The organism is Ruegeria sp. C12 (assembly GCF_056537745.1).
Map to the genome: position 1 here is coordinate 655012 of NZ_JBQFSA010000001.1, position 20136 is coordinate 675147.

General features: G+C 59.1%; 16 protein-coding genes. 4 read left to right on the top strand and 12 right to left on the bottom strand.

The window, feature by feature from the left end; translation table 11 throughout:
- Positions 1-100: 100 nt before the first annotated feature.
- Entirely contained in the window at positions 101-1321 is a 1221-nt protein-coding gene (acdA, locus tag ACR0C9_RS03080) for a 3-sulfinopropanoyl-CoA desulfinase (protein WP_480780354.1), read from the top strand.
- Between the two features lie 46 nt (positions 1322-1367).
- Here acdA and ACR0C9_RS03085 read toward each other — a convergent pair whose 3' ends face one another.
- The 6 genes from ACR0C9_RS03085 to ACR0C9_RS03110 form a co-directional block, all read right to left on the bottom strand.
- Positions 1368-2339, bottom strand: coding sequence for a D-cysteine desulfhydrase family protein (locus tag ACR0C9_RS03085; RefSeq protein WP_480707955.1), 972 nt, complete (start codon positions 2337-2339; stop codon positions 1368-1370).
- A 61-nt stretch (positions 2340-2400) separates the two neighbouring features.
- Positions 2401-3138, bottom strand: coding sequence for a TSUP family transporter (locus ACR0C9_RS03090; RefSeq protein WP_480780355.1), 738 nt, complete (start codon positions 3136-3138; stop codon positions 2401-2403).
- An 85-nt stretch (positions 3139-3223) separates the two neighbouring features.
- Positions 3224-3964: an aspartate/glutamate racemase family protein gene (locus tag ACR0C9_RS03095; protein WP_170451809.1), complete on the bottom strand. Its 741-nt coding sequence runs from the start codon at positions 3962-3964 to the stop codon at positions 3224-3226.
- Between the two features lie 43 nt (positions 3965-4007).
- Complete coding sequence (locus ACR0C9_RS03100) at positions 4008-5246, bottom strand: FAD-dependent oxidoreductase (RefSeq protein ID WP_170451807.1); 1239 nt, start codon at positions 5244-5246, stop codon at positions 4008-4010.
- Positions 5247-5250: 4 nt separating this feature from the next.
- Positions 5251-7464, bottom strand: coding sequence for a TRAP transporter permease (locus ACR0C9_RS03105; protein ID WP_480780356.1), 2214 nt, complete (start codon positions 7462-7464; stop codon positions 5251-5253).
- Positions 7465-7545: 81 nt separating this feature from the next.
- A complete protein-coding gene (locus ACR0C9_RS03110; protein ID WP_170451802.1) occupies positions 7546-8553 on the bottom strand; it encodes a TAXI family TRAP transporter solute-binding subunit in 1008 nt (335 codons plus the stop codon).
- A gap of 128 nt (positions 8554-8681) precedes the next feature.
- On the opposite strand from ACR0C9_RS03110, the gene ACR0C9_RS03115 reads away from it, so the two are divergent.
- Positions 8682-9644, top strand: coding sequence for a LysR family transcriptional regulator (locus ACR0C9_RS03115; protein ID WP_480780357.1), 963 nt, complete (start codon positions 8682-8684; stop codon positions 9642-9644).
- A 19-nt stretch (positions 9645-9663) separates the two neighbouring features.
- On the opposite strand, the gene ACR0C9_RS03120 is transcribed toward ACR0C9_RS03115, so the two are convergent.
- The 6 genes from ACR0C9_RS03120 to cuyA all read right to left on the bottom strand — a co-directional run bounded on the left by ACR0C9_RS03120 (position 9664) and on the right by cuyA (position 17089).
- On the bottom strand, positions 9664-11520 hold the full coding sequence (locus tag ACR0C9_RS03120; RefSeq protein ID WP_170453102.1) for an SLC13 family permease: 1857 nt from the start codon (positions 11518-11520) through the stop codon (positions 9664-9666).
- Positions 11521-11685: 165 nt separating this feature from the next.
- Positions 11686-12411, bottom strand: coding sequence for an alpha/beta fold hydrolase (locus ACR0C9_RS03125; protein WP_480780358.1), 726 nt, complete (start codon positions 12409-12411; stop codon positions 11686-11688).
- Positions 12408-13949 carry an ABC transporter permease subunit gene (locus tag ACR0C9_RS03130; protein WP_480780359.1) on the bottom strand — a complete coding sequence of 514 codons (1542 nt, stop codon included), beginning with the start codon at positions 13947-13949 and terminating at the stop codon, positions 12408-12410. The genes ACR0C9_RS03125 and ACR0C9_RS03130 overlap by 4 nt, the downstream gene beginning before the upstream one ends.
- Positions 13946-15001 (bottom strand): betaine/proline/choline family ABC transporter ATP-binding protein, encoded by a 1056-nt coding sequence (locus ACR0C9_RS03135; RefSeq protein ID WP_170451794.1) that lies wholly within the window; start codon positions 14999-15001, stop codon positions 13946-13948. Before ACR0C9_RS03135 ends, ACR0C9_RS03130 begins: the two co-directional genes overlap by 4 nt.
- Before the next feature lie 71 nt (positions 15002-15072).
- Positions 15073-16032 (bottom strand): ABC transporter substrate-binding protein, encoded by a 960-nt coding sequence (locus ACR0C9_RS03140; RefSeq protein WP_170451792.1) that lies wholly within the window; start codon positions 16030-16032, stop codon positions 15073-15075.
- A gap of 43 nt (positions 16033-16075) precedes the next feature.
- A complete protein-coding gene (gene cuyA, locus ACR0C9_RS03145) occupies positions 16076-17089 on the bottom strand; it encodes a D-cysteate sulfo-lyase (protein WP_480626264.1) in 1014 nt (337 codons plus the stop codon).
- A gap of 196 nt (positions 17090-17285) precedes the next feature.
- On the opposite strand from cuyA, the gene ACR0C9_RS03150 reads away from it, so the two are divergent.
- Both ACR0C9_RS03150 and ACR0C9_RS03155 read left to right on the top strand, forming a co-directional pair.
- Complete coding sequence (locus ACR0C9_RS03150) at positions 17286-18194, top strand: LysR family transcriptional regulator (protein ID WP_480625773.1); 909 nt, start codon at positions 17286-17288, stop codon at positions 18192-18194.
- A gap of 201 nt (positions 18195-18395) precedes the next feature.
- Complete coding sequence (locus tag ACR0C9_RS03155) at positions 18396-20135, top strand: peroxidase family protein (protein ID WP_480625774.1); 1740 nt, start codon at positions 18396-18398, stop codon at positions 20133-20135.
- Position 20136: the final 1 nt, after the last annotated feature.

Consider the following 20136-nt stretch of genomic DNA (forward strand, 5'->3'; position numbering starts at 1 on the left):
CTGAATTAGATGTCAAATTTAAGTTCGTTTTGCTGAATTACTGCATCTGTTACCCTTGCATTATCACGCATTCGTGAAGTGCCACGCAGGAGTCCCAGCGATGACTCATCGATTTGTCGAAACAGCCAAAGACCTATCGCCTGTGTTCGACGCGCGGGCCGCCCATTGGGACAAAACCCGCAGCTATTGCTGGAGCAATGTCACCGCCCTGACAGAGACCGGGATCATGGGAATGACGATCCCAACGGCGTTTGGCGGTCAGGGGGCAAGTTTCCTCGACGTTGTGGAAGTGGTCGAAGAGATCGCAAAAGTGTGCACGTTGACGGCTCGTATTGTGGTCGAGGCGAATATGGGTGGCATCAGCGCGGTCATGGCCTATGGCACCGAACAGCAAAAGGCGTTCTGTGCCTCTCATGTTCTGGCGGGGGATAAACCGGCGATATGCATTACCGAGCCGGACGCAGGCAGTGCGGCGACCGATATGCAGACGACGGCCCGGAAGGTAGGCGACACCTACGTCATAAATGGCCGGAAGCACTGGATCACCGGCGGCGGTGTTTCAAAGCTGCACCTGATTTTTGCCCGTGTGATTGATGAAGCGGGCGATGAGATGGGAATTGGTGGCTTTATTGTATTTGCCGATCCGATGAACGCGGACCTGCCGGAGGGGCTTGAGATCACCGGCCGCGAAAACACACTTGGTCTTTGTGGCATGCCCGAGGCGGAATTGAAGTTCACCAACCTCAAGGTGCATGAGGATTGGCTTTTGAAGCCCCCTTCCGGGTTAAGGCGCGGGTTCGCCGACTTGATGCAGGCGTATAATTCGCAAAGGGTTGGTGCAGGCACGATTGCGATGGGCGTGGCCGCCGGAGCGTTGGAACGGGCGAAACGTTATCTGCTGGACCGCCAGCAATTCGGACGACCCCTGGCAGAGTTTCAGGGGCTGCAATGGATGGTGGCTGACATGGACACGCAGGTCCACGCGGCGCGTCTGATGTTGCAAGACGCTGCAAGATCACGAACCGGTGCCCAAGGCCAGTTTCCAGATTTGGTCAAAGCGGCGCGGGCAAAACTCTTCGCGTCGGAAATGGCGATCAAGGTCGTGAACGACGCGCTACAGATGTTCGGAGCGCGCGGCTATAGCGACCGTGAGCCACTGGAGCGCATGTACCGGGATGTCCGGATGTTCACGATCGGCGGCGGAACCGCGCAGATTTTGCGCAATCAGATCGCCAGTTCCGCTTTGGGCATAAAATGCCCGCAAACGCGGGATGGGTATCTGGAACAGGACCTCTCGATGCAAAACCTCGCCGCTGAATAAAGCTTGTGATGTATTAAACCACGCGATGCGGAATCATATGGCCGTGTCAGTCGTGTGCGGGGCCGAGTTCATTCTGATAACCGAATAGGGCGGGCAGCCCTCCGGTATGGATCATCACCACCTTTTGCCCGGGCTTGATCTGTTTTTGCTCAACCAGATCAATCAGTCCTGCAAAAGTCTTGGCCGTATAGACGGGGTCGAGGAACACCCCCTCGGTCCGTGCCATCAGTTCCAGTGCGGCACGGGATTTTGGCCCCAGCCTGCCATAGCCGGGGGCCAGCGCGGTGTCCGATGTTCGGACGTCATTCACCACACTTGCCGGATCAATGCCCAGAAGGTCCGACAGCAGTTCAAGGACCGTCACCATCCGCTCCTGTTGCAGCGCGCTGTTTCGGCGAACGCAGATGCCATAAACCGGCGCGGACACGCCGCTGGTTCTGATACCCGTCAGCAACCCGCCATGGGTCGCACCGCTGCCCGAAGGGACTACAACAGCGTCAAAATTCCGCATCTGCTGGCACAGTTCTTGCCCGGCGGCAACATAGCCTAGCGCGCCTAATGGCGGGTGGTGCAGACCCAGATGGATGACATAGGGTTTGCGCCGCTGCGCCCGCAGCTCCTCGGCCCGGGCGTGCAGGGCGGCGTCTGCCCCGGCTTCGTCTTCACCAACGGGATAGCGCATGTGTTCGGCCCCAAGGATCTGGGCCAGCAACACGTTTCCGGATTGATAATAGTCCGGACCCATATCCGGAACACGCTCTTCCAATTGCAGGACGGATGTCATGCCAAGCCGCGCCGCCGCAGCCGCGGCCGAGCGGACATAGTTGGACTGAACCGCCCCGGTAATCAGAACAGTATCCGCGCCCTGTGCCTGAGCGTCGCCAAAGTAGAACTCAAGCTGCCGGGTTTTGTTGCCGCCAAAACCTAGCCCGGTCAGGTCATCGCGTTTCAGCCAGAGGTCGATCCCCAGCTTTTCCGACATCCGGCCCAGACGCTCAACCGGTGTTGCACCGGTCATGAAGCGGGCCCTTGGGAATTTTGAGAGAAGATCCTGTGTCATCGGGTTCGACCTGTAAAGTTCATGCGACAAGATACGCGCGTTGGAAAAGAACATAGCAGGCCACTAGCGAGATGGCCCGGATCGCGGTTCTGACAAGGGGTTGGGGCAGGCGCGATCTGACCGCGCGTCCGACCAGACTACCGAAAATTGCGATGGCCACGAAAGTCCACAGTCGGGGGCCGAGTGGAATCGATTGCCAATCGGAAAGGCCATGCAGCAGAAACGCCGCGCCATAGGCGACCAGCGCGATGGGTTGAACCAGCAGGGCCACCGCACGGGCCTCAAAACCCCGCGCGATCAGCCCGAACACCATCAATGGCCCGGGTGTCGCCGCCCAGACGGTTGCCAAACCCGACAGCCCGGACACGGCGGTAAAGCCGGTCGCACCAATCGCGTTCCGCATCGGAAGCAGGGTCGTGACAACGCCGATCAGCAACAGCAATCCGGTCAGGGCCAGCACGAAGGCTTCGCTGAGCCATGGATAGACCATCAGCCCCGCAACCACGCCAATCAGGCAGCCCAAAATCGCCGTTGTGATTGTGCGTCGTTCGACCGTGACGATGCGCCAGTCCGTGGCGACCACCGAAACGATTGTGTTCAGCAGCAAAAGCGCCGGAACCGCTGTCGCCGTCCCCAGCAGGATCATCATGGGCGGACCGGCCAGAATGCTGAACCCGATGCCGATGCCAACCTGAAGCAAGGCGCCCAGAAAAACGGCGATCATCAACAAGGACAGTTCCAGAGAAACTTCAAACACCTTTTGCCACGCTCATCGCCTCATCGATCCACGTTAACGTCTAGTTTGGAGGCGGCCCAAAAGCGAGCGTCGAGGCAACGAATGATCAAGCCCAAGGCATAATGCCAGAATACGCAGACCGCACCGAAACCGCGTGCGCCATCTGCGCCAGCGTCGTCAGGTCAAAGACCGGCAGCTTCAGCGCGTCCTGTATTTGCGCGGCGTAGGGCGGCAAGTCGGTGCACTCCAGCACCACAGACCGGATGTCCGGCGTTTCGCGTTGCAGATCACGGGCGGCTTGCAGAACTTCGGCCTCGATCAGGTCGGTGTCCATGCGTGTCCGCGTGTTCCGCAGGATCACCTCGGCAAATTCTTCGGTGTCTTGCAGCCCTCTTACGGCGACGGGGATGTTTGCGGCTCCGACGCCTTCGAAATGCCGGGGCGTCAGGGCCCGGGCATCTGCGGTCAACACGCCAACAGGCGCTTTGGCCCCGGTCATGTGGAACGCCAGCGGCACTTGTATCAGGCTTGAGGCAAACACCGGGACCGAGACGCAGGCGGCCAGTTCCTTTTGAAACAAGGCAAGGAAACCGCAACTGCCGGTGATTGCGCGCACGCCTTCGGCCTCGAGCCGTTGTGCGCCTTTGATGAACGGGTCCAGCAATTCGGGCTTGGGGTCGTTCAACAGGTCCGGCACGGTGATGCCGTCGATCATTTCATAAAGCACAGGAAAGGGCAGGCTGGACGGGTTCTTGATATGGCCGGGCGGCTTGGGGAAATAGCTTTCCAGACACAGCACGCCAATGGACGCGCCGCAGATATTTTGTCCGCCATTGAAAACCGGCATGGGTGTTCCTTTCTTTAGCCAAGCTGCGGCGCGGGCAGGGTGCCTAGAACCGCCCCAGTGAAAACGGATCGAGATCGATGTTGAGCCGCCGACCGGACAGAAGATCGGCCACCAGCTCTCCGGTCTTTGGGGCCATCATCAATCCGTAATGCGAATGCCCGAAGGCGGCGTAGAGGCCCGATTTTCCGTTCACCTGACCAATGGCCGGTAGGCTGTCGGGAAAGGACGGACGCCGCCCCATCCAAAAGCGCGCGCCCTGCAGGTTCAGATCGGGCATCATCGCCTGCGCCTGTTGGGTTAGCAGCGCCTTTTTGCGCGGGTCCGGGGGGGCGTCGATCTCGGCAAACTCGGCCGTTCCCGCAACCCTCAGGCCGTCCTGCATGGAACTGGCGACAATCTTTGCGTCCACGTCCATCACCGAATGGCTGAGCGTGCTGTGGGCGTCCGGAAACTCGATATGATACCCGCGCTCGGCCACCAGCGGTAGCTTGATGCCCAACGGTTTCAGCAGGTCTGCCGACCACACCCCGGCGGCCATGACGACGTGGCAGGCCTGTATCGTCTTGTCCGAGGTCGTCAGGTCCCAGCGCCCATCAGGGGCTTGCGAGATTGCCTTGATTTCGGTTCTTACAAACTCGGCACCCTGAGTGCGGGCTTTCTCGGCCAGCACTGCGCCAATGCGGCCCGGAGACAGCGCCCGCGCCTGTCCCTTGATCAACACGGCGGCTTTGAAATCCCGGGACAAAGCCGGTTCAATACGCCGAAGCTCGGCCCCGTCGACCCGTTCGATCTGCCCGCCTTTTTCCTTGCGGATTTGATAATCCAGACCGTTCAGGTTGGCATCTTCCGCGCGGCGAAACGCGTGCACATAATAGCTGTCGGTGATCAGGCCTTCGTGCCCCGTTCCATTCAGGTGCTTGCGGTAGAGGTCGATCGAAGGGCGGCACAGCAGTTCCATCGCCTCTGACGTGCTGCGCACTTTGCTCTCGCTCGAATTGCCAAGAAACCGCAGGCCCCATGGGATCATCTTTGGCCAGAAACTCGGGCGCACTGACAAGGCGCTTTGGGGGTTCAGCAGCATCCGGGGCAGTTGCTTCCACACCCCGGGCATGGCCTGCGGGATGATCGACCAGGGCGAGATCACGCCCGCATTCCCGAACGAGGTCTCCTGTCCCGGTTCCCCCCGGTCGATCAGGCGCACCTGAATGCCGCGTTCCTGAAGCGAAAGGGCGCAACAAATGCCGACGATCCCTGCGCCGATGATGGTCACCTGTTCTGTCATAGCATCAGGCCGGGGAATGACTGCGGTTGCGCGCGATCAGTTGGGTGACGATGACCGGAGCGGCCACGGCCAGCGCGATCAGATCGGCGGTCAGGCTTGGCGCGACAAAGATCACCCCGGCGATGGCCATCAGGATGCGTGACACCATGTTCAACGGCTTCAGCCAATAGCCCACCACCGCCGCCGACAGGGCCACGACCCCGGCGATACAACTGGTGGCAGTATAGGTGAACTCCCACAGATTGAACCCGGTCGAGGACACGAACAGCAGGACCGGCGCATAGACGAATGCCATGGGCGCGATGACCTTGCCCAGCCCAAGGGTGAAAGCCGACAATCCGGTTCGGAACGGGTTCGAGTTGGCAATCGCCGCCGCCGCATAGGCGGATGTGCAGACAGGCGGCGTGATCTCGGACACTACGCCGTAATACAGCACGAACAGGTGGCTGGCGATCGGCGGGACGCCAAGCTGGGCCAGCGCGGGCTGCGCGACCGAGACCAGCATGATGTAAAGCGCGGTGGTCGGGATGCCTGCGCCCATCAGGATGCAAACGATGGCAATGAATACCAGCGAGATGAACAATTGCAGGTCTTCCATGGCAAACAGCTGGAAACTGCCGAACGAGATCATGTTGTAGAGATCCGCCGCCAAATTGCCCGCGCCCTGCGTCACCATGAAACCAATGCGGAAACCGATGCCGGTGGTGTTGATCACACCCACCACGATGCCGACAGCGGCAGCGGCGGCCCCCACGGCCAGCGAGTATTTCACACCCAGTTCAACCGCGGCCAGCATCTCGGGCACTTCGATCCGTTTCTGGGGGTTAAGGGTCGCGATCAGCGACAGGCCACACAGAATGGCCGTCATGGTCAGGTCGAACCCGCCATCCGAGAATTTCCACAGCACAAAGGCCAGGAACGCCGCCGCGTAGATCAGTGTCGGAGGGTGTCTCAGCCGCGACATGCCCGCAATCACCGCCAGTGATATGCCGCAGAAGGCGGACATGAACGGCGTGTAGCCTGTAAACAGTACGACCAGTAGGCCGATCAACGGCACGATATTGGCCCAGCCCTCGGCCCAAACGGCCTTGAGCTGGGGCAGTTGCTCTTTCGCCAAGCCTTTCAGGTTCAGCTTGCGCGCCATCAGGTGCACCACGGCAAAGACGCCGACATAGTGCAGGATCGCCGGGAAGATCGCGGCGATAACGATGGTGGTATAGGGGACCTCGAGGAACTCGGCCATGATGAAGGCAGCGGCCCCCATGATCGGCGGGGTGATCTGACCCCCGGCCGAGGACGCGGCCTCGACCCCGCCTGCAAAATGGCCGGGGTATCCAAGGCGCTTCATGTTGGGAATGGTCAGCGCGCCGGTTGACACGGTGTTGGCCACCGAAGACCCCGAGATCGTGCCGAAAAACGCCGAGGATACCACCGACACCTTGGCAGGACCGCCGGTATAACGGCCCGCCAAAATCGTTGCGTTGTCGATGAAAAGCTGCCCCAACCCCGTGCGCTGTGCGATGACGCCGAACAGGACGAAGTGGAAGACGATGGTCGAAACCACCCACAGCGTGACGCCATAGATGCCTTCCTGCGGGAAATACATCGACGACACGAAGGTTTTGAAATTTACTCCGGGATGTTGCAGCAAGCCGGGGAAATACGGCCCCAACAGCGCGTATGAGATGAAGACACAGATGATCAGCGGCAGCACCCAGCCCAGCGTGCGGCGGGCGATGTCCAGCACCAGCAGGATGATGACGACGCCAAGGAACACGTCATAGCCGTTCGGGTTGCCCATGCGGAATGTCTGTTCCTCGATCCCCAGAGCCGGGATGCCGCGCCAGGCAACGCCCACATACAGCGCGGCGACGATGCCGAACCCCATGAAAACCAGATCATAAAGGGGGATGTTTCCGATCCGAAAGCGGCTGATCTTGAGGGCATAGAGGCTTTTGGCCCCGACAATCGGAATGGTGGCGTAGACCAGAATGAACAGCAGGGCCAGATAGATACCCATATGCCAGTGATCGGCAGGCAGGCCGAAGCCTGCGGTGAAAAATTCATAAAACGCAAAGATCAGGGCAACGACGCGCAGCACCTTGCCCATTGCGGGCGTGACCTGGCGGACGGCGGCACCTTCGTCGAACTGTTCCTCGATGGCCGCCAGTTCCTCGGCTGTCAGTTCGTGGTCATCAAGTTTCTGGGTCTCGGACATGATGGCCCCCTGATTTCGCATAATTCCAGAATGCGGTGCCCCGCATAAGGGGCACCGGCGACAGGTTTCAGTCGGTTGCGATTACTGAAGCAGACCGGCTTCTTTATAGAACTTCTCGGCCCCCGGATGCAGCGGAACACCCAAAGCCTCGACACCGTCCAGCGCGGTTTCAGCCGTGATCTGCTTGCCCTTGGCGTGGCCATTGTCCAGCAGCTTGCGGGTGTTGTCGTTCCACAGCGCCTTGGTCAGGCCATAGACCAGTTCGTCGGACAATTCCGAGGACACAACCAGCATCGCGCTGACCGCAGGGGTCTTGGTCTCACCGTCGATGCCTTCATAAACGCCACCCGGAATGGTCGAGGGGATATAGGCCGGGATGATCTCATTGATCTTGGCCATATCCTCGTCGGTGAAGGAATGCAGGTTCATCCCCTTGGTCGAGGACAGCTGCACCATCGCGGCAACCGGCCAGCCTGCGGCGTAGAAATAGGCGTCAAGCTGACCGTCAGCCAGACGCTCGGCGCTTTGGCTGTTGTTCAGCTCGGCCTCGTCCATGTTGTCGCGATTGACGCCCCAGGCGTCCAGCATCTGCAACACGGCAACCTGCGTGCCGGAACCGGCCTGCGCGATACCCACGCGCTTGCCTTCCAGATCGCTCAGATCATTGATCGTCTGACCGGCTGGCAGCACCAGATGCAGGTCCTCGGGGAACAGATTCGCGACGATGCGCAGGTTGGGGTGGGGTTTGCCTTCGAACTTACCCTCGCCCAGATACATCGAGCGGGTCACGTCGGCTGCGGCCAGACCGGCCTCAAGCTCACCATTCTGGACGGCGGCGTTGTTGAACACCGACGCTGTGGTGGATTGCGCAATGGCGATCAGACCGGGCACGCCGCACTGGCCGCCTTCCTCGCAGGGGCGCGAGCCCGGAGGGGCAGAGATACCGTTTGCAATGGTGCCGCCAATGGGGAAATAGGTCCCACCGGCCCCGCCGGTGCCGATGCGGAAAAAGGTCGGATCCTGCGCCAGCGCCGGGGCGGCCAGCGCGCCAGCCAAAGCCAGACCTGTCAGGCATTTCACGAGTTTCATCGTCGTCTCCGTTGTTGGTTCGTGGGATTCGGTTTGACCGAACCTCGATCCCAAAAGCGTAAAGACAAACGGCATAAATACAAATTTGTTATATTTCACAAAACTAAAGTTTGGCTTATACGACAGGAATGAACCTGACGCAGCTCACAGTCTTTCGCGAGGTGATGGAAACCGGCTCCATCTCTCAGACCGCCAGAAAACTGAACCGCACCCAACCCGCGATCAGCCTGGCCCTGAAGAACCTGGAACAAACCCTTGGCCTGACCTTGTTCGAGCGTAAGGGCAGGCGGCTGGTTCCGGTTCCCGAGGCGCATTACCTGCTGGCCGAAACGACGGGCATTCTGGACCGTCTCGCCGCAATCTCCAGCACGATGGAGGGGTTGATCAAGGGCCATTCCGGCAGCCTGAACATCGCCACGATGCCGGGACCTTCGGCCTTTCTGTTCCCGCGTTTCATCAGCCAATCGGTCGGAGAGAACCCGGATATCCGCATCACGCTGTCCACCCGCAGTTCTCCCCAAATCATGGAGCTTGCCGGAACGCAGAATATCGACTTTGGCTTTGCCGATTTCGAACACGCGACCGGGAAAGAGCCGCAATATTCTGCCGAACTGATCCGGGCCGATTGTTTCTGCGCCATTGACCGGGACAACCCGCTGGCTGCGCGCGGCAGTATCTCGATCTCGGACCTGGATGGGGTTCCGATGGGCGGGTTGCACGCAACGCACCCGTTCCAGCACAAAATCCGCAGCAAGTTTCAGGAGGTATCGGCCCGCTACAACTCGACAGTGACCTGCCAGTATTTTCTGCCTCTTATTCCGTTTGTAAGCTCGGGCCAATGCTGCACAATCGTGGACCCTTTGACCGTCGCGACGGAACAGGAACTGGGCCTGTCTGCCGGAAAGGTCGTGTTCCTGCCGTTCGCAAACCCCCTTCGGTATGAATACGCAATTCTGGAACCGGAACACCGCCCGCCGTCGCAACTGGCGCTGAAGATCAAGGCAGGTTGGAAAGCCGAAGTTATCAGAATGCTTGACGACGTGGGGGCCAACCCAACTGCCAAAATGATTTCTGAGCAGAGTGGCGAATGAAGTCGCCAGCTTTTCAAGCTTAGTAAATCAAGTTCAGCATCAACATCGAAACCACCAAAAACAGTATCGTCATCACGCCGCCGGATCGCACAAAGTCCATGACCTTGTAGCCGGCAGGCCCCATGATCAGGGCGTTCACTTGGTGCGTCGGAATGATGAAGCTGTTTGAGGTGGAAATGGCCACCGTAAGGGCGAAAACAGCCGGGTTTCCTCCGGCGGCAACTGCAATGGACACGGCCAGCGGCACAAGCAATACAGTGGCCCCGACATTTGACATCACAAGCGAAAACGCTGTGGCCAGTATCGCGACACCGGCCTGCAGCGCCCAGATCGGCCAGCCATTCAAAAGAACCATGATCTGTTGGGCGATCCACGCCGCCGTGCCGGTATTTTGCACCGCCTGACCCAAGGGGATCAGACAGGCCAGCAGGAAAACGGTGTTCCATCCCACGGCGCGATACGCCTCATCCACGCTCAGCACGCGGGTCAGCATCATTCCGGCGGCACCGGTCAGCAGGCACAGCGACAGCCGCACGTCGGTGAACAAAATCAACGACAGGGAAATCGCAAAGAAGGCCAGCGCCCAGCCAACCTTTTGCGGGCGCAACTCTTCCTGAGGGAAATCGGATGTGACCACGACAAAGTCAGGATCCTGCGTGATCCGCATCAGGTTGTCCCATCTGGTATGTGCCACCAGCATGTCACCTGCTTTGAAGGTTTCGAGACCGATCTGCGTGGACTCGTGCGTGTCCGTTTCGACATGGCTGAGTGTCTCTTCGCCCCGGTGGATGGCCAGCAGGGACATTCCGTAGGTCTTGCGGAACAACAACTCGCGTGGGCATTTCCCGATCAGTTTGCTGTCGGGTGTCACGACCACTTCGGCAATACCGGCATTTGTGGGTGCGAATTCTTCGACGAAAATGTCCAACTCGGGCAGGACCTTCAGTCCAAACTTCTGGGCAAATTCCTCTACCACCCAGCGGCGCCCGATGATGGCCAACCGACATGGCGCGGCAATTTCGGCCGTCAGAACCTGCACCATCGATGTTTTGCCGCGATAGAAGGTCGAGATGATATACAGGTGGTTTTCGTGGTTGATGTCAGCCAACACCTGACCGACTAAGGGGCTGTCTGCGGGGACCACAACCTCGAAAACATCTGCTTTCAGGCCGTAGACCCGTTGCAGATATTCCTGCGTGCCTTGGCTGGTGCCGGTATTGTCGGATCCGGTGTCGCCGGGCAGTACCCATCGGCCAAGCAGTAGAAAATACGCGATCCCGGTCAGGATCAGCGCCGCGCCAATCGGAGTGACCGAGAACAGGCCAAACGGCTGAATTTTCTGATCGTCCGGCAGCCCCTCATTCGCGGTCACAACCAGATCGTTCAGCAAAATCAGCGGCGATGACCCGACCATTGTCATCGTGCCGCCAAGGATGGCGCAAAAGCCCATCGGCATCAGCAGACGCGAAAGCGGAATACCGGACCGTGAGGATATGCGGCTGACAACCGGCAGGAACAGCGCCGCCGCGCCCACATTTTGCATGAAAGATGAGATAACGCCAACCGTTCCCGAAACGATAGGCAATACCCGGTTTTCAGCCGTACCGCCGTATTTCAGAATGACAGCCGCGACCTTGTTCATGATGCCGGTCTTGTCCAACCCGGCACCCACGATCATGACCGCGATGATCGAGATTACGGCGTTTGACGCAAACCCATCGAAAAGGTGAGAGACATCCGCCAGGTTCTCAAGACCCGGCGCATAGCTCAGCAGGCCGACCAGAACGAGCACCAATATGGCCGAAAGATCAATCCTGACGATTTCTGAAACAAACAGGAACACGGTAAACGCCAACAGCGCGCAAACGACTCCCATCTCGAACGTAAAAACAACCTGTTCCACAGAGTTCTCGGTAACTTTGTCTTCTTTTCGTTTTAAGTGAACACCTAAACGATCATGATGGCCTTGTCATGTTGTTTCGATTTCACGGGCGATAACGTAATTTAATTTCAAGCCGGGTTGGGTCGCTGGTTCTGCAAGTTAACCGGTCATGAGATAGTCCAACAAAACGCCGTTAAAAAGCGCGGGCTTCTCCATATGCACCGCATGCGCGCATCCGGGGATCACGGACAGGCTGGCGTTGGGAATACTGGACCAAAGCAGATGCGTCTGGTCCCACGAATAGGTTCGGTCCCGGTCGCCACAGATTACCAGCGTCTCCTGTTGCAGGTCTTGCAGGTGTTCTGCTCCGGACCAATTTTGCATTGCATCCAGACCGGCGAGAATGGCGTCTTTCGTGGCCATTCGGGCCACGGTTTCGCAATCCTTGAAATGGGGCGCGGCCTCGGTTTCCCAAAACCACGTTGCCGCGATCCGGCTTGCGGTGGCTGCGACGCCGTCCTGTTCAACGCGAGCTTTGCTTTCGTCGATGGTTTCAAACCGTCCGGGCAGGACGCCAATTGCACCGGTCGCGTACAGGATCAGCTTTTGCACGCCGCTTGGATCAGCGCGAGCGATCTCTTGCACCACCATACCGCCCATCGAGTGGCCCAGAAGGTGGTACCTGTCTGTACCAAGCGCACGCAGATGCGCGATCACCCAGTCGGCCAGACCATCGATGCGGTCTATGGCGGGAAGATGTGCGTTCTTGCCAAAGCCGGGCAGGTCAAAGGCGACGACCTCGAAATGATCTGAAAGGGCCTTGTATTGCAAGTTCCACTGCGGGCTGCCGCCCATCAGGCCGTGCACCAGAACAAGGGGCGTCACTTGCGCTGGCCCTGAACAATGCGATCCAGGATCATGGCGCAGAACAGGATGGCGAACCCTGCAAGGATACCTTGTCCGACATTGGCGTATTGCAGGGCCTCCAGAACATCCTCACCCAACCCCTTGGCACCGATCAGCGAGGCGACAACCACCATCGCCAGCGACAGCATAATGGTCTGGTTGATCCCCGCCCGGATCGACGGGCTGGCCAATGGCAGATCGACCTTGGTCAGCAGATACCATTTGTTGGCCCCAAAGCTGATCGCCGCCTCGCGCACGCTTTCGGGGACGCCACGCAGACCAAGAACGGTCAGGCGTACCACCGGGGTGCCGCCGAAAATCATCGTTGTGACGACGGCAGCGGGTTTGCCTGTTCCGAAGAACGCAATCACCGGAATCATGAACACAAAGGCGGGCATGGTTTGCATGAAATCCATGATCGGTTGAATGAACGCATAGAACCGGGGACGGCGTGCCGCGAACATGCCCAGTGGGATTCCGATGACGATGGACAGACATGCCGCCGTTCCAAGCAAAGCAAGCGTTGTCATGGCTTTTTCCCAAAACCCAAGCAGGCCCATATAGGCCAGAAACGCTCCGGAATAGATCGCCATTCGCACACCGGCCGTCAGCCAGGTCAGCAAGATGATAAGCGACGCAATCACGATCCACGGGGTGCTGACAAAAACCAGCTCCAGCGCGTCCAGCACCAAACGGATGGCATAGGTGATCCCGTCGAACAGCGCCTCGCCATTCAGAACGGCCCAATTGAAGAACGCCTCGACCCCGTCGATGCTGAGCAGTCGGAATTCCGGGTCCGTCGGAAAATCGCTGAGGATCGTGAAACGCCCCGGAAAGCTGTAGTTGATCATGGCGACCGTCACGATCAGAACCATGAACACCGCGCTGAACACGATCTGGGATACAGGCATCCCGGACCGGATCGACCGGTCCGACAGCCATTCGGAAAACCGAGCTTCGAGCGCCCAGTTGGCCATCACCGACTGCGCCGACTTGGCGATGATCAGGATAACAAGGCCGGTCAGGGCGATGGTTGGACCTTGCTCTGCCAGCGCCTCGGCCTCGGCGCGAATGCCGCCGATATTCGCCTCTAGCCCGTCCACCGCGCGTTGGAACGCGTCCACCCGGTCCGAGCCCGCCTCGATTGCCGCCGCAAGCTGTTGTTTGCGTAACTCTAAGGTGCCCTCGATAGACGCGATCCGGGCCATGGCGTCCGAGGCGAGATCTCCGAACAGGCCACGGGCGATCTGGACAAATCCTATCGCCTCGATGATCAGAAAGCACAGCGCCCAGGACCACAAGCCGCGCGCACCAAACCAGATCGGCCCGAAGAGGCCCGCGAAAAAGTTGAAGGTCGGCGTAAACCGCGCCGAAGCACCGACCTTGTCGAAATTGGCGATGTAGTAGTCGGGATGCGTGCGAACAAAGGTGCGAATGTTCTCTTTGCGCTCTTCCGCATAGGCCAGCGCGGCCTCGCTTTCGGTGTCTTCCAGCGGATTGATATTTTCGTCCCTCATGACACCTCGGTCCCTTCGATAACGGTACGCAGCAGGTCGGCGCGGGTGATGACGCCAACATCGGCACCCGCGTCGGCCACGACGATGGGATTGTCATCATCAATGGCCAGATTGATCAGATTGCTAAGCGTCTCATCGCTGCTGACGCGGTGCAGATCGGCGGGCAGGGGGCCGTTCCGGGACGTCCAGTCTTCAATCGGGCGCATGACGACCTTGGCATGCACCACTTTCAGACGCGATATCCCGGCGACAAAGTCGGCGACATAGTCATCCTGGGGATGCATGACGATATCTTCGGCCGTGCCCATCTGCACAACCTTGCCGTCGCGCATGATGGCGATGCGATCCCCGATCCGAACGGCTTCATCCAGATCGTGGGTGATGAACACCGTTGTCTTTTTGAGGATTTTCGACAGTCGGATGAATTCATCCTGCAATTGCCGCCGGATCAGCGGGTCAAGGGCCGAAAACGGTTCGTCCATCAGCAAAACATCCGGATTGGCCGCCAGCGCCCGTGCAAGGCCGACACGCTGCTGCATCCCGCCGGACAGTTCATGGGCGAACTTGGACCCCCAGGCCCCCAGCTCGACGATGTCCAGAATGGCCGCCGCCTGACGCATCCGTTCATTCTTGGCAACCTGCCTGATCTCCAGCGGCATCGCCACGTTGTCCAGAACGGAGCGGTGCGGCATCAGCGCGAAGTTCTGGAACACCATACCGATCTTCTGGTTGCGAAAGTGCTGCAGGTCTTTCGTGCCCAACGCCATCACATCGGTGCCTTCGATCTCGATCTTGCCCGCGGTGGGTTCCAGCAAACGGTTGAAATGGCGCACAAGGGTCGACTTGCCGCTGCCCGACAGGCCCATGATGCAAAAGATTTCACCCCGGTTCACCGACAGGCTGACATCCGCAACACCGACAACGCAGTTATACTCGGCCAGTACCTCGGCCTTGCTCAGGTTGCGCTCGCGAACAGCTTGCAGTGCGGCCTGTGGTTTAGCCCCGAAAATCTTCCAGACATTCGAAATCTCGATGACGGTTTCTGCGTTCATTTTTGCGCCACTGTTTGAAGAGATCAGGTCCGGGACCGGCCGAAACCGGTACCGGCAGTTCAGTTGGGCGCTTACAGCCCCAGCATCGAGTCGACGCGGTCCGAGTTCTCATTGACCCAGTCCTTCGCAACATCAGCCGGTTCGCGACCATTGGCGCTGATTTCAAAGGCCAGACCGCTGACATCATCGGCGGTCAGGGCAAAGTTGGCAAAAAACTCGGCAATGGCGGGCGAGCGGTCGGCCAGCGAGTTCGACCAAGCAATCTGAACCTGCTTCAGGGCGTCCTTCGTTGCCACATTGGATTTTTCGTACCAATCGGCATCGTCGGACGGTTGGATCATCACGTATTTTGCAGGGTCATAGGTGGGTTCCGTCAGCATCTCGACATCAAACATGAACCACACCGCATGCGGCTTGTAGCAATAGAACGCATATCCTTCGCCCTTGGCGATCGAGTCCTTGATGCGCGCGGTCTTGACACTTTCTTCGGCTCGGATCGGTTCGATGAAGTCCAATAGGCCATAGTCGCGCACCTTGACCTCGTTGACATTTGCCGAGGCCCAGCCGGGCGCGCCAATCCACATCTCGCCCTTGCCATTGCCATCACTGTCCATCAGCGCGGCCACATCCGGGCGACCCAGATCTGCGATGTCGGTAATGTTGTTGGCCTGACCGAAATCCTTGGACACGCAGAACCCCTGGTTCCCTTCGTATGGATTGGAGGACAGCGTCACTGTGCCCGCCTCATCCACATATTTCTTGGTAAAGCTCTCCTGGTTCGGCAGCCAGACGTCCGGATGAACATCGATGTCACCCTTGCCCTGATCCATCGCCTGAAAGATCGTGGCGTTATTGCCGGGAACATATTCGACCGTCCCGCCAATGCGGGTGGCGACGATCTCGCCCAGCACATAGGCGATGGCCTGAGCACCAGTCCAGGACGGCACGCCGATCTTGACGTCTTCGGCATAAGCGGTCGCCCCAAACGTGGTCAGCAGCGCCGCGCCGATGAGGGTTTTTTTCAGTGACATAGTGATCTCTCCTTGTTGGTCGCTTTTTGTTTTGTTCTTGTTTTTATGGTGTGTAACCGGGCAGTCCGAAGGCATCGGAATACCCAAACAGGGCCGCGCTTCCACCAGTGTGCAGAAACACGACATTGCTCATGCCGTCGAAATAACCCTTGCGGATCTGATCGATCAGCCCGTCGAGGCCCTTGCCTGAATATACCGGATCGAACAGCAGCCCTTCGGTGTGGGCCAACAGCTTGACCGCCCGGATCATCCCGTCGGTCGGCAGCCCATAGCCGGGCCCCACATAATCGCAATTCGCTCGCACTTCTGAGCGGGCGATCTGCGCGTCCAGTTCCAGATGCGCTGCGGTTTTGGTCGCCAGTTCAAACACCATCTGTTCCTGCTTGTCTTGCGGAGCCCGAACGCCAATACCCAGAAGATGCGTGGTGCTTTTGATCGCCGCCAGCCCGGCCACAAGCCCGGCCTGAGTCCCGGAACTGCCGGTCGCATGAACCAGCGCTTCAATCGACAATCCCATTCTGGCTGCCTGTTCGGTCAATTCGCGGGCGCAGTTGACATAACCTAGCGCACCAATGGCGTTCGAGCCCCCTCCGGGAATGATGTAAGGCTTCTTGCCCTCGCTCCGCAGGTGATCGGCCAACCTGTCCATTTCGGAATTCATGTCCGCACCGCCGTCGCGCTTGGACACCGAGGCCCCGTGCAGGCGGTCCAACAGAACGTTTCCGTTCATGATGTAGTTGGGGTCATCCGATCCGGTGCGATCTTCCAACAGTATGTGACACTCCAACCCCAGTTTGGCCGCCGCAGCAGCAGTCTGGCGGGCGTGATTGGATTGCGTAGCGCCCTGGGTAATGATCGTGTCCGCGCCCTTTTCAACGGCGTCCGCCATCAAAAATTCAAGCTTCCGGGTCTTGTTCCCACCGGTCGACAGGCCGGTACAATCGTCCCGCTTGACCCAAAGGCGCGGGCCGCCCAGCACCTCGCTGAGTCTGTCCATCGGTTCCAGAGGTGTCGGAAGATGCCCGAAGGAAATCCGCGGGAACCGGGCCAGACTGATCGACAGTTCCTTGCACAGGCTAAAGGTTAGGTCTGCGGTTTCGCCCGCAGTATTCTCCGAGATTTCTGCCGACTCTGCCATGCTCTGAGGTCCTTACCGTTGGGATCTCTCAAAGCGTTTCCTATCAAATCAAAGAAAAACAGTGCTTTTTTGTACGGCTACTCATACTTTTGCTTTGGCTGGGGGTGCGCTTTTCATGGATACACAATGGTTAGAGGACATTCTTGTTCTGCTGGAAGAGGGCAATCTAAGCCGGGCCGCCGCGCGCCGACATATCACCCAGCCCGCGTTTTCCAGGCGTATCCGGTCCTTCGAAGACTGGCTGGGCGTCACCATACTGGACCGCAAAACCAACCGGGTCGAGATCAGCGCCGCGCTGATCTCAAACGAACCCGAGATACGTGCGCTTCTGGTCCAGCTTCGCGAGCTACGCACAAAAATTGCCCATCATGACCCCAAGGCGACCACCGTCAGGATCGCGGCACAACATGCGCAGGTGTTTTCCCGGTTCCCGGACATGGCGCTGAAGGCCCGGTCGCACCTGCCGGGCGTCAGGTTCCGTCTGCATGCCGCTAACCTAAGCGACTGCGTCAGCATGTTCCTGCGCAAAGATGCCAGCATGCTGCTGTGCTACGAATCCGATCTGGCCGAACCGTTGGAGTTCGGGTCGGGCGTATTGCGCGGAACCTGGGGGCGGGATTATCTGATCCCTGTGGTGGGCGGGGCCCTTCGGTTTGCGGTGAAAGACGTGGGCGACATTTCCGACACTGCGCCGGCAGTCGTCTATCCGGATAACAGCTATTTCGGGCAGGTTCTGCGCCGAAAGGAGCGCCGGTTCGGGACGGCTGGGTACAGCACCAACCCGATTTGCGAGACGGCGTTTTCGACCGGTATTCTCGAGATGGTCCGCAAGGGCCTTGGGGTCGGTTGGCTGCCCTTCAGCATGGTGCACAGCGAATTGCAAAGCGGCGAGGTGATCTCGCTGGCGAATGCGTTGGGGCGTGAGCCCATGGACATCGCGATCTACGCGGACCGCACGGAATCAGCTGCTGCCGAATTGTTCGGGATCTGGAGCAACCAGGGGTCGAAGGCGCGACACCGCTGACCGCCAATCAAGGTGCGGAATCCCCCAACTGTCAAAGTCACGGATTTTGTGATATGCACAAACAATAGTTTGATTATTGTTATCCCACTGTCTTTAAGGACATTTTCGATGTTCGAAAGAATTCTGGACTCTCTGCTCGGCAGATTTGCCTCTATTTCTCAAAGATTTAGAGTTTGGCACGCTTGGCCGTTTTTGCCTGCGTTGGCGATTATTCTGGGCCACCGTGTCAACCTGCGGCACAACAACCTGATCGATACCGAAACCGCGCCGTTGGATGGCGAACGGCCCGAGGATTTTGACATTATCGGATGGCGCACCGCGGACGGGCAATTCAACGACCTTTCGCAGCCCCGCATGGGCGCGACGGGCACCCGGTTCGGACGCAATGTCGCGCTGAGGGACACCTATCCGCCCAGCGACGCGGATCTGATGGATCCAAGCCCCAGACTGGTCAGCGAAAAGCTTCTCAAGCGGCATGAATTTGTACCCGTTCCACATCTGAACGTGCTGGCGGCTGCCTGGATTCAGTTCATGGTGCATGACTGGCTCAGCCACGGTCCCAACGATCCGGATGCCGAGCCGTTGGACGTGCCGCTACCCGAAGGTGACGACTGGCCGGGCGGCAAGATGACCGTACGGCGCACGATGCCCGACAAACAGGTGACGGATGCTGATGCCAACCGTCCACCTACCTTCCGCAATGTCGAAACCAGTTGGTGGGATGGATCGCAAATCTATGGCTCGACCGAGGAACGTCTGCGTTACGTCCGCACCGCCAAACTGAAGGGCCGGCCCAAATCGGCCGAAATTGCTTTGGACGATGGTCTTTTACCCGTCGACAAAAAGGCCAAGCGCGAAGGTCAGGAACTGGCAGGTGTCAACGGCAACTGGTGGACCGGGCTGTCGGTGCTGCACACTCTGTTCGCGCGCGAGCATAATTCCATCGTGGCGCGGTTGCGCATTGATCATCCGGATGAAAGCGAAGACTGGCTGTTTCACAAGGCGCGGTTGGTGAACTCGGCGCTGATGGCCAAGATCCACACCGTAGAATGGACGCCCGCGCTGATGGACAGCCCCGAAGGCCGCATGGCGATGCGTGGCAACTATTGGGGCCTGATGGGCGAAACCGTGTTCAACGCGGTGGGTCGGGTCTCGGACAGCGAGGTGATGTCGGGCATTCCCGGCTCTCCGCGGGATCATCATGGCAGCCCCTATGCGATGACCGAGGAGTTCGGCTCGGTCTACCGGCTGCACTCGCTGATGCCGGACGCATATGAATTCCGCAGCCATTCCGACAACGCGCATCTGCACAGCGCCGGGCTGACCGAAGTGTCAGGTCCGGGCGCACGCAAGCTGTATGACAATCTGAGTTTCGACGACGTGCTGTATTCTCTGGCGACCGAAAATCCGGGTGCCTTGGTGCTGAACAACTTCCCCGAAACCCTGCGCCGTCTGGACAAGAAGGTTGAGGCGAATGTGTTCCTCGACCTCGCCGCCGTTGATGTCCTGCGTGACCGCGAGCGGGGCGTGCCGCGCTATGCCGATTTCCGGGCCGCCATCGGCGCGACGCGGCCTGAAACCTTTGAAGACATCACCGATGATCCCAACTGGCAGTCCACACTGCAAGAGGTCTATGGCACCGTCGAAAAGGTCGATCTGCTGGTCGGGACACTGGCCGAAGCGAAGTCGAAAAACCAGCCGCCGCGCTTTGGGTTCTCGGACACGGCGTTTCGTATCTTCATCCTCATGGCCTCACGCAGGCTGAAAAGCGATCGCTTCTATACCGATGATTTCCGACCGGAAATCTACACAGAGGCCGGGTTCCGATGGGTTGCCGAAAACGGATTTTCCGACGTGGTGCGTCGCCATTGCCCGGACCTTGCCGAAGCTCTGGTCGATGCCCGCAACCCATTCTTCCCCTGGCGGATCGCGGGGGGCTGAG

Coding starts and splice junctions, on each gene's coding strand:
- ACR0C9_RS03130 (WP_480780359.1), bottom strand. CDS start 13,949: ATGAGGGACGAAAATATCAATCCGCTGGAAGACACCGAAAGCGAGGCC.
- ACR0C9_RS03110 (WP_170451802.1), bottom strand. CDS start 8,553: ATGAAACTCGTGAAATGCCTGACAGGTCTGGCTTTGGCTGGCGCGCTG.
- ACR0C9_RS03150 (WP_480625773.1), top strand. CDS start 17,286: ATGGATACACAATGGTTAGAGGACATTCTTGTTCTGCTGGAAGAGGGC.
- ACR0C9_RS03100 (WP_170451807.1), bottom strand. CDS start 5,246: ATGACAGAACAGGTGACCATCATCGGCGCAGGGATCGTCGGCATTTGT.
- ACR0C9_RS03105 (WP_480780356.1), bottom strand. CDS start 7,464: ATGTCCGAGACCCAGAAACTTGATGACCACGAACTGACAGCCGAGGAA.
- ACR0C9_RS03115 (WP_480780357.1), top strand. CDS start 8,682: ATGAACCTGACGCAGCTCACAGTCTTTCGCGAGGTGATGGAAACCGGC.
- ACR0C9_RS03120 (WP_170453102.1), bottom strand. CDS start 11,520: ATGGGAGTCGTTTGCGCGCTGTTGGCGTTTACCGTGTTCCTGTTTGTT.
- ACR0C9_RS03085 (WP_480707955.1), bottom strand. CDS start 2,339: ATGACCGGTGCAACACCGGTTGAGCGTCTGGGCCGGATGTCGGAAAAG.
- ACR0C9_RS03135 (WP_170451794.1), bottom strand. CDS start 15,001: ATGAACGCAGAAACCGTCATCGAGATTTCGAATGTCTGGAAGATTTTC.
- acdA (WP_480780354.1), top strand. CDS start 101: ATGACTCATCGATTTGTCGAAACAGCCAAAGACCTATCGCCTGTGTTC.
- ACR0C9_RS03140 (WP_170451792.1), bottom strand. CDS start 16,032: ATGTCACTGAAAAAAACCCTCATCGGCGCGGCGCTGCTGACCACGTTT.
- ACR0C9_RS03095 (WP_170451809.1), bottom strand. CDS start 3,964: ATGCCGGTTTTCAATGGCGGACAAAATATCTGCGGCGCGTCCATTGGC.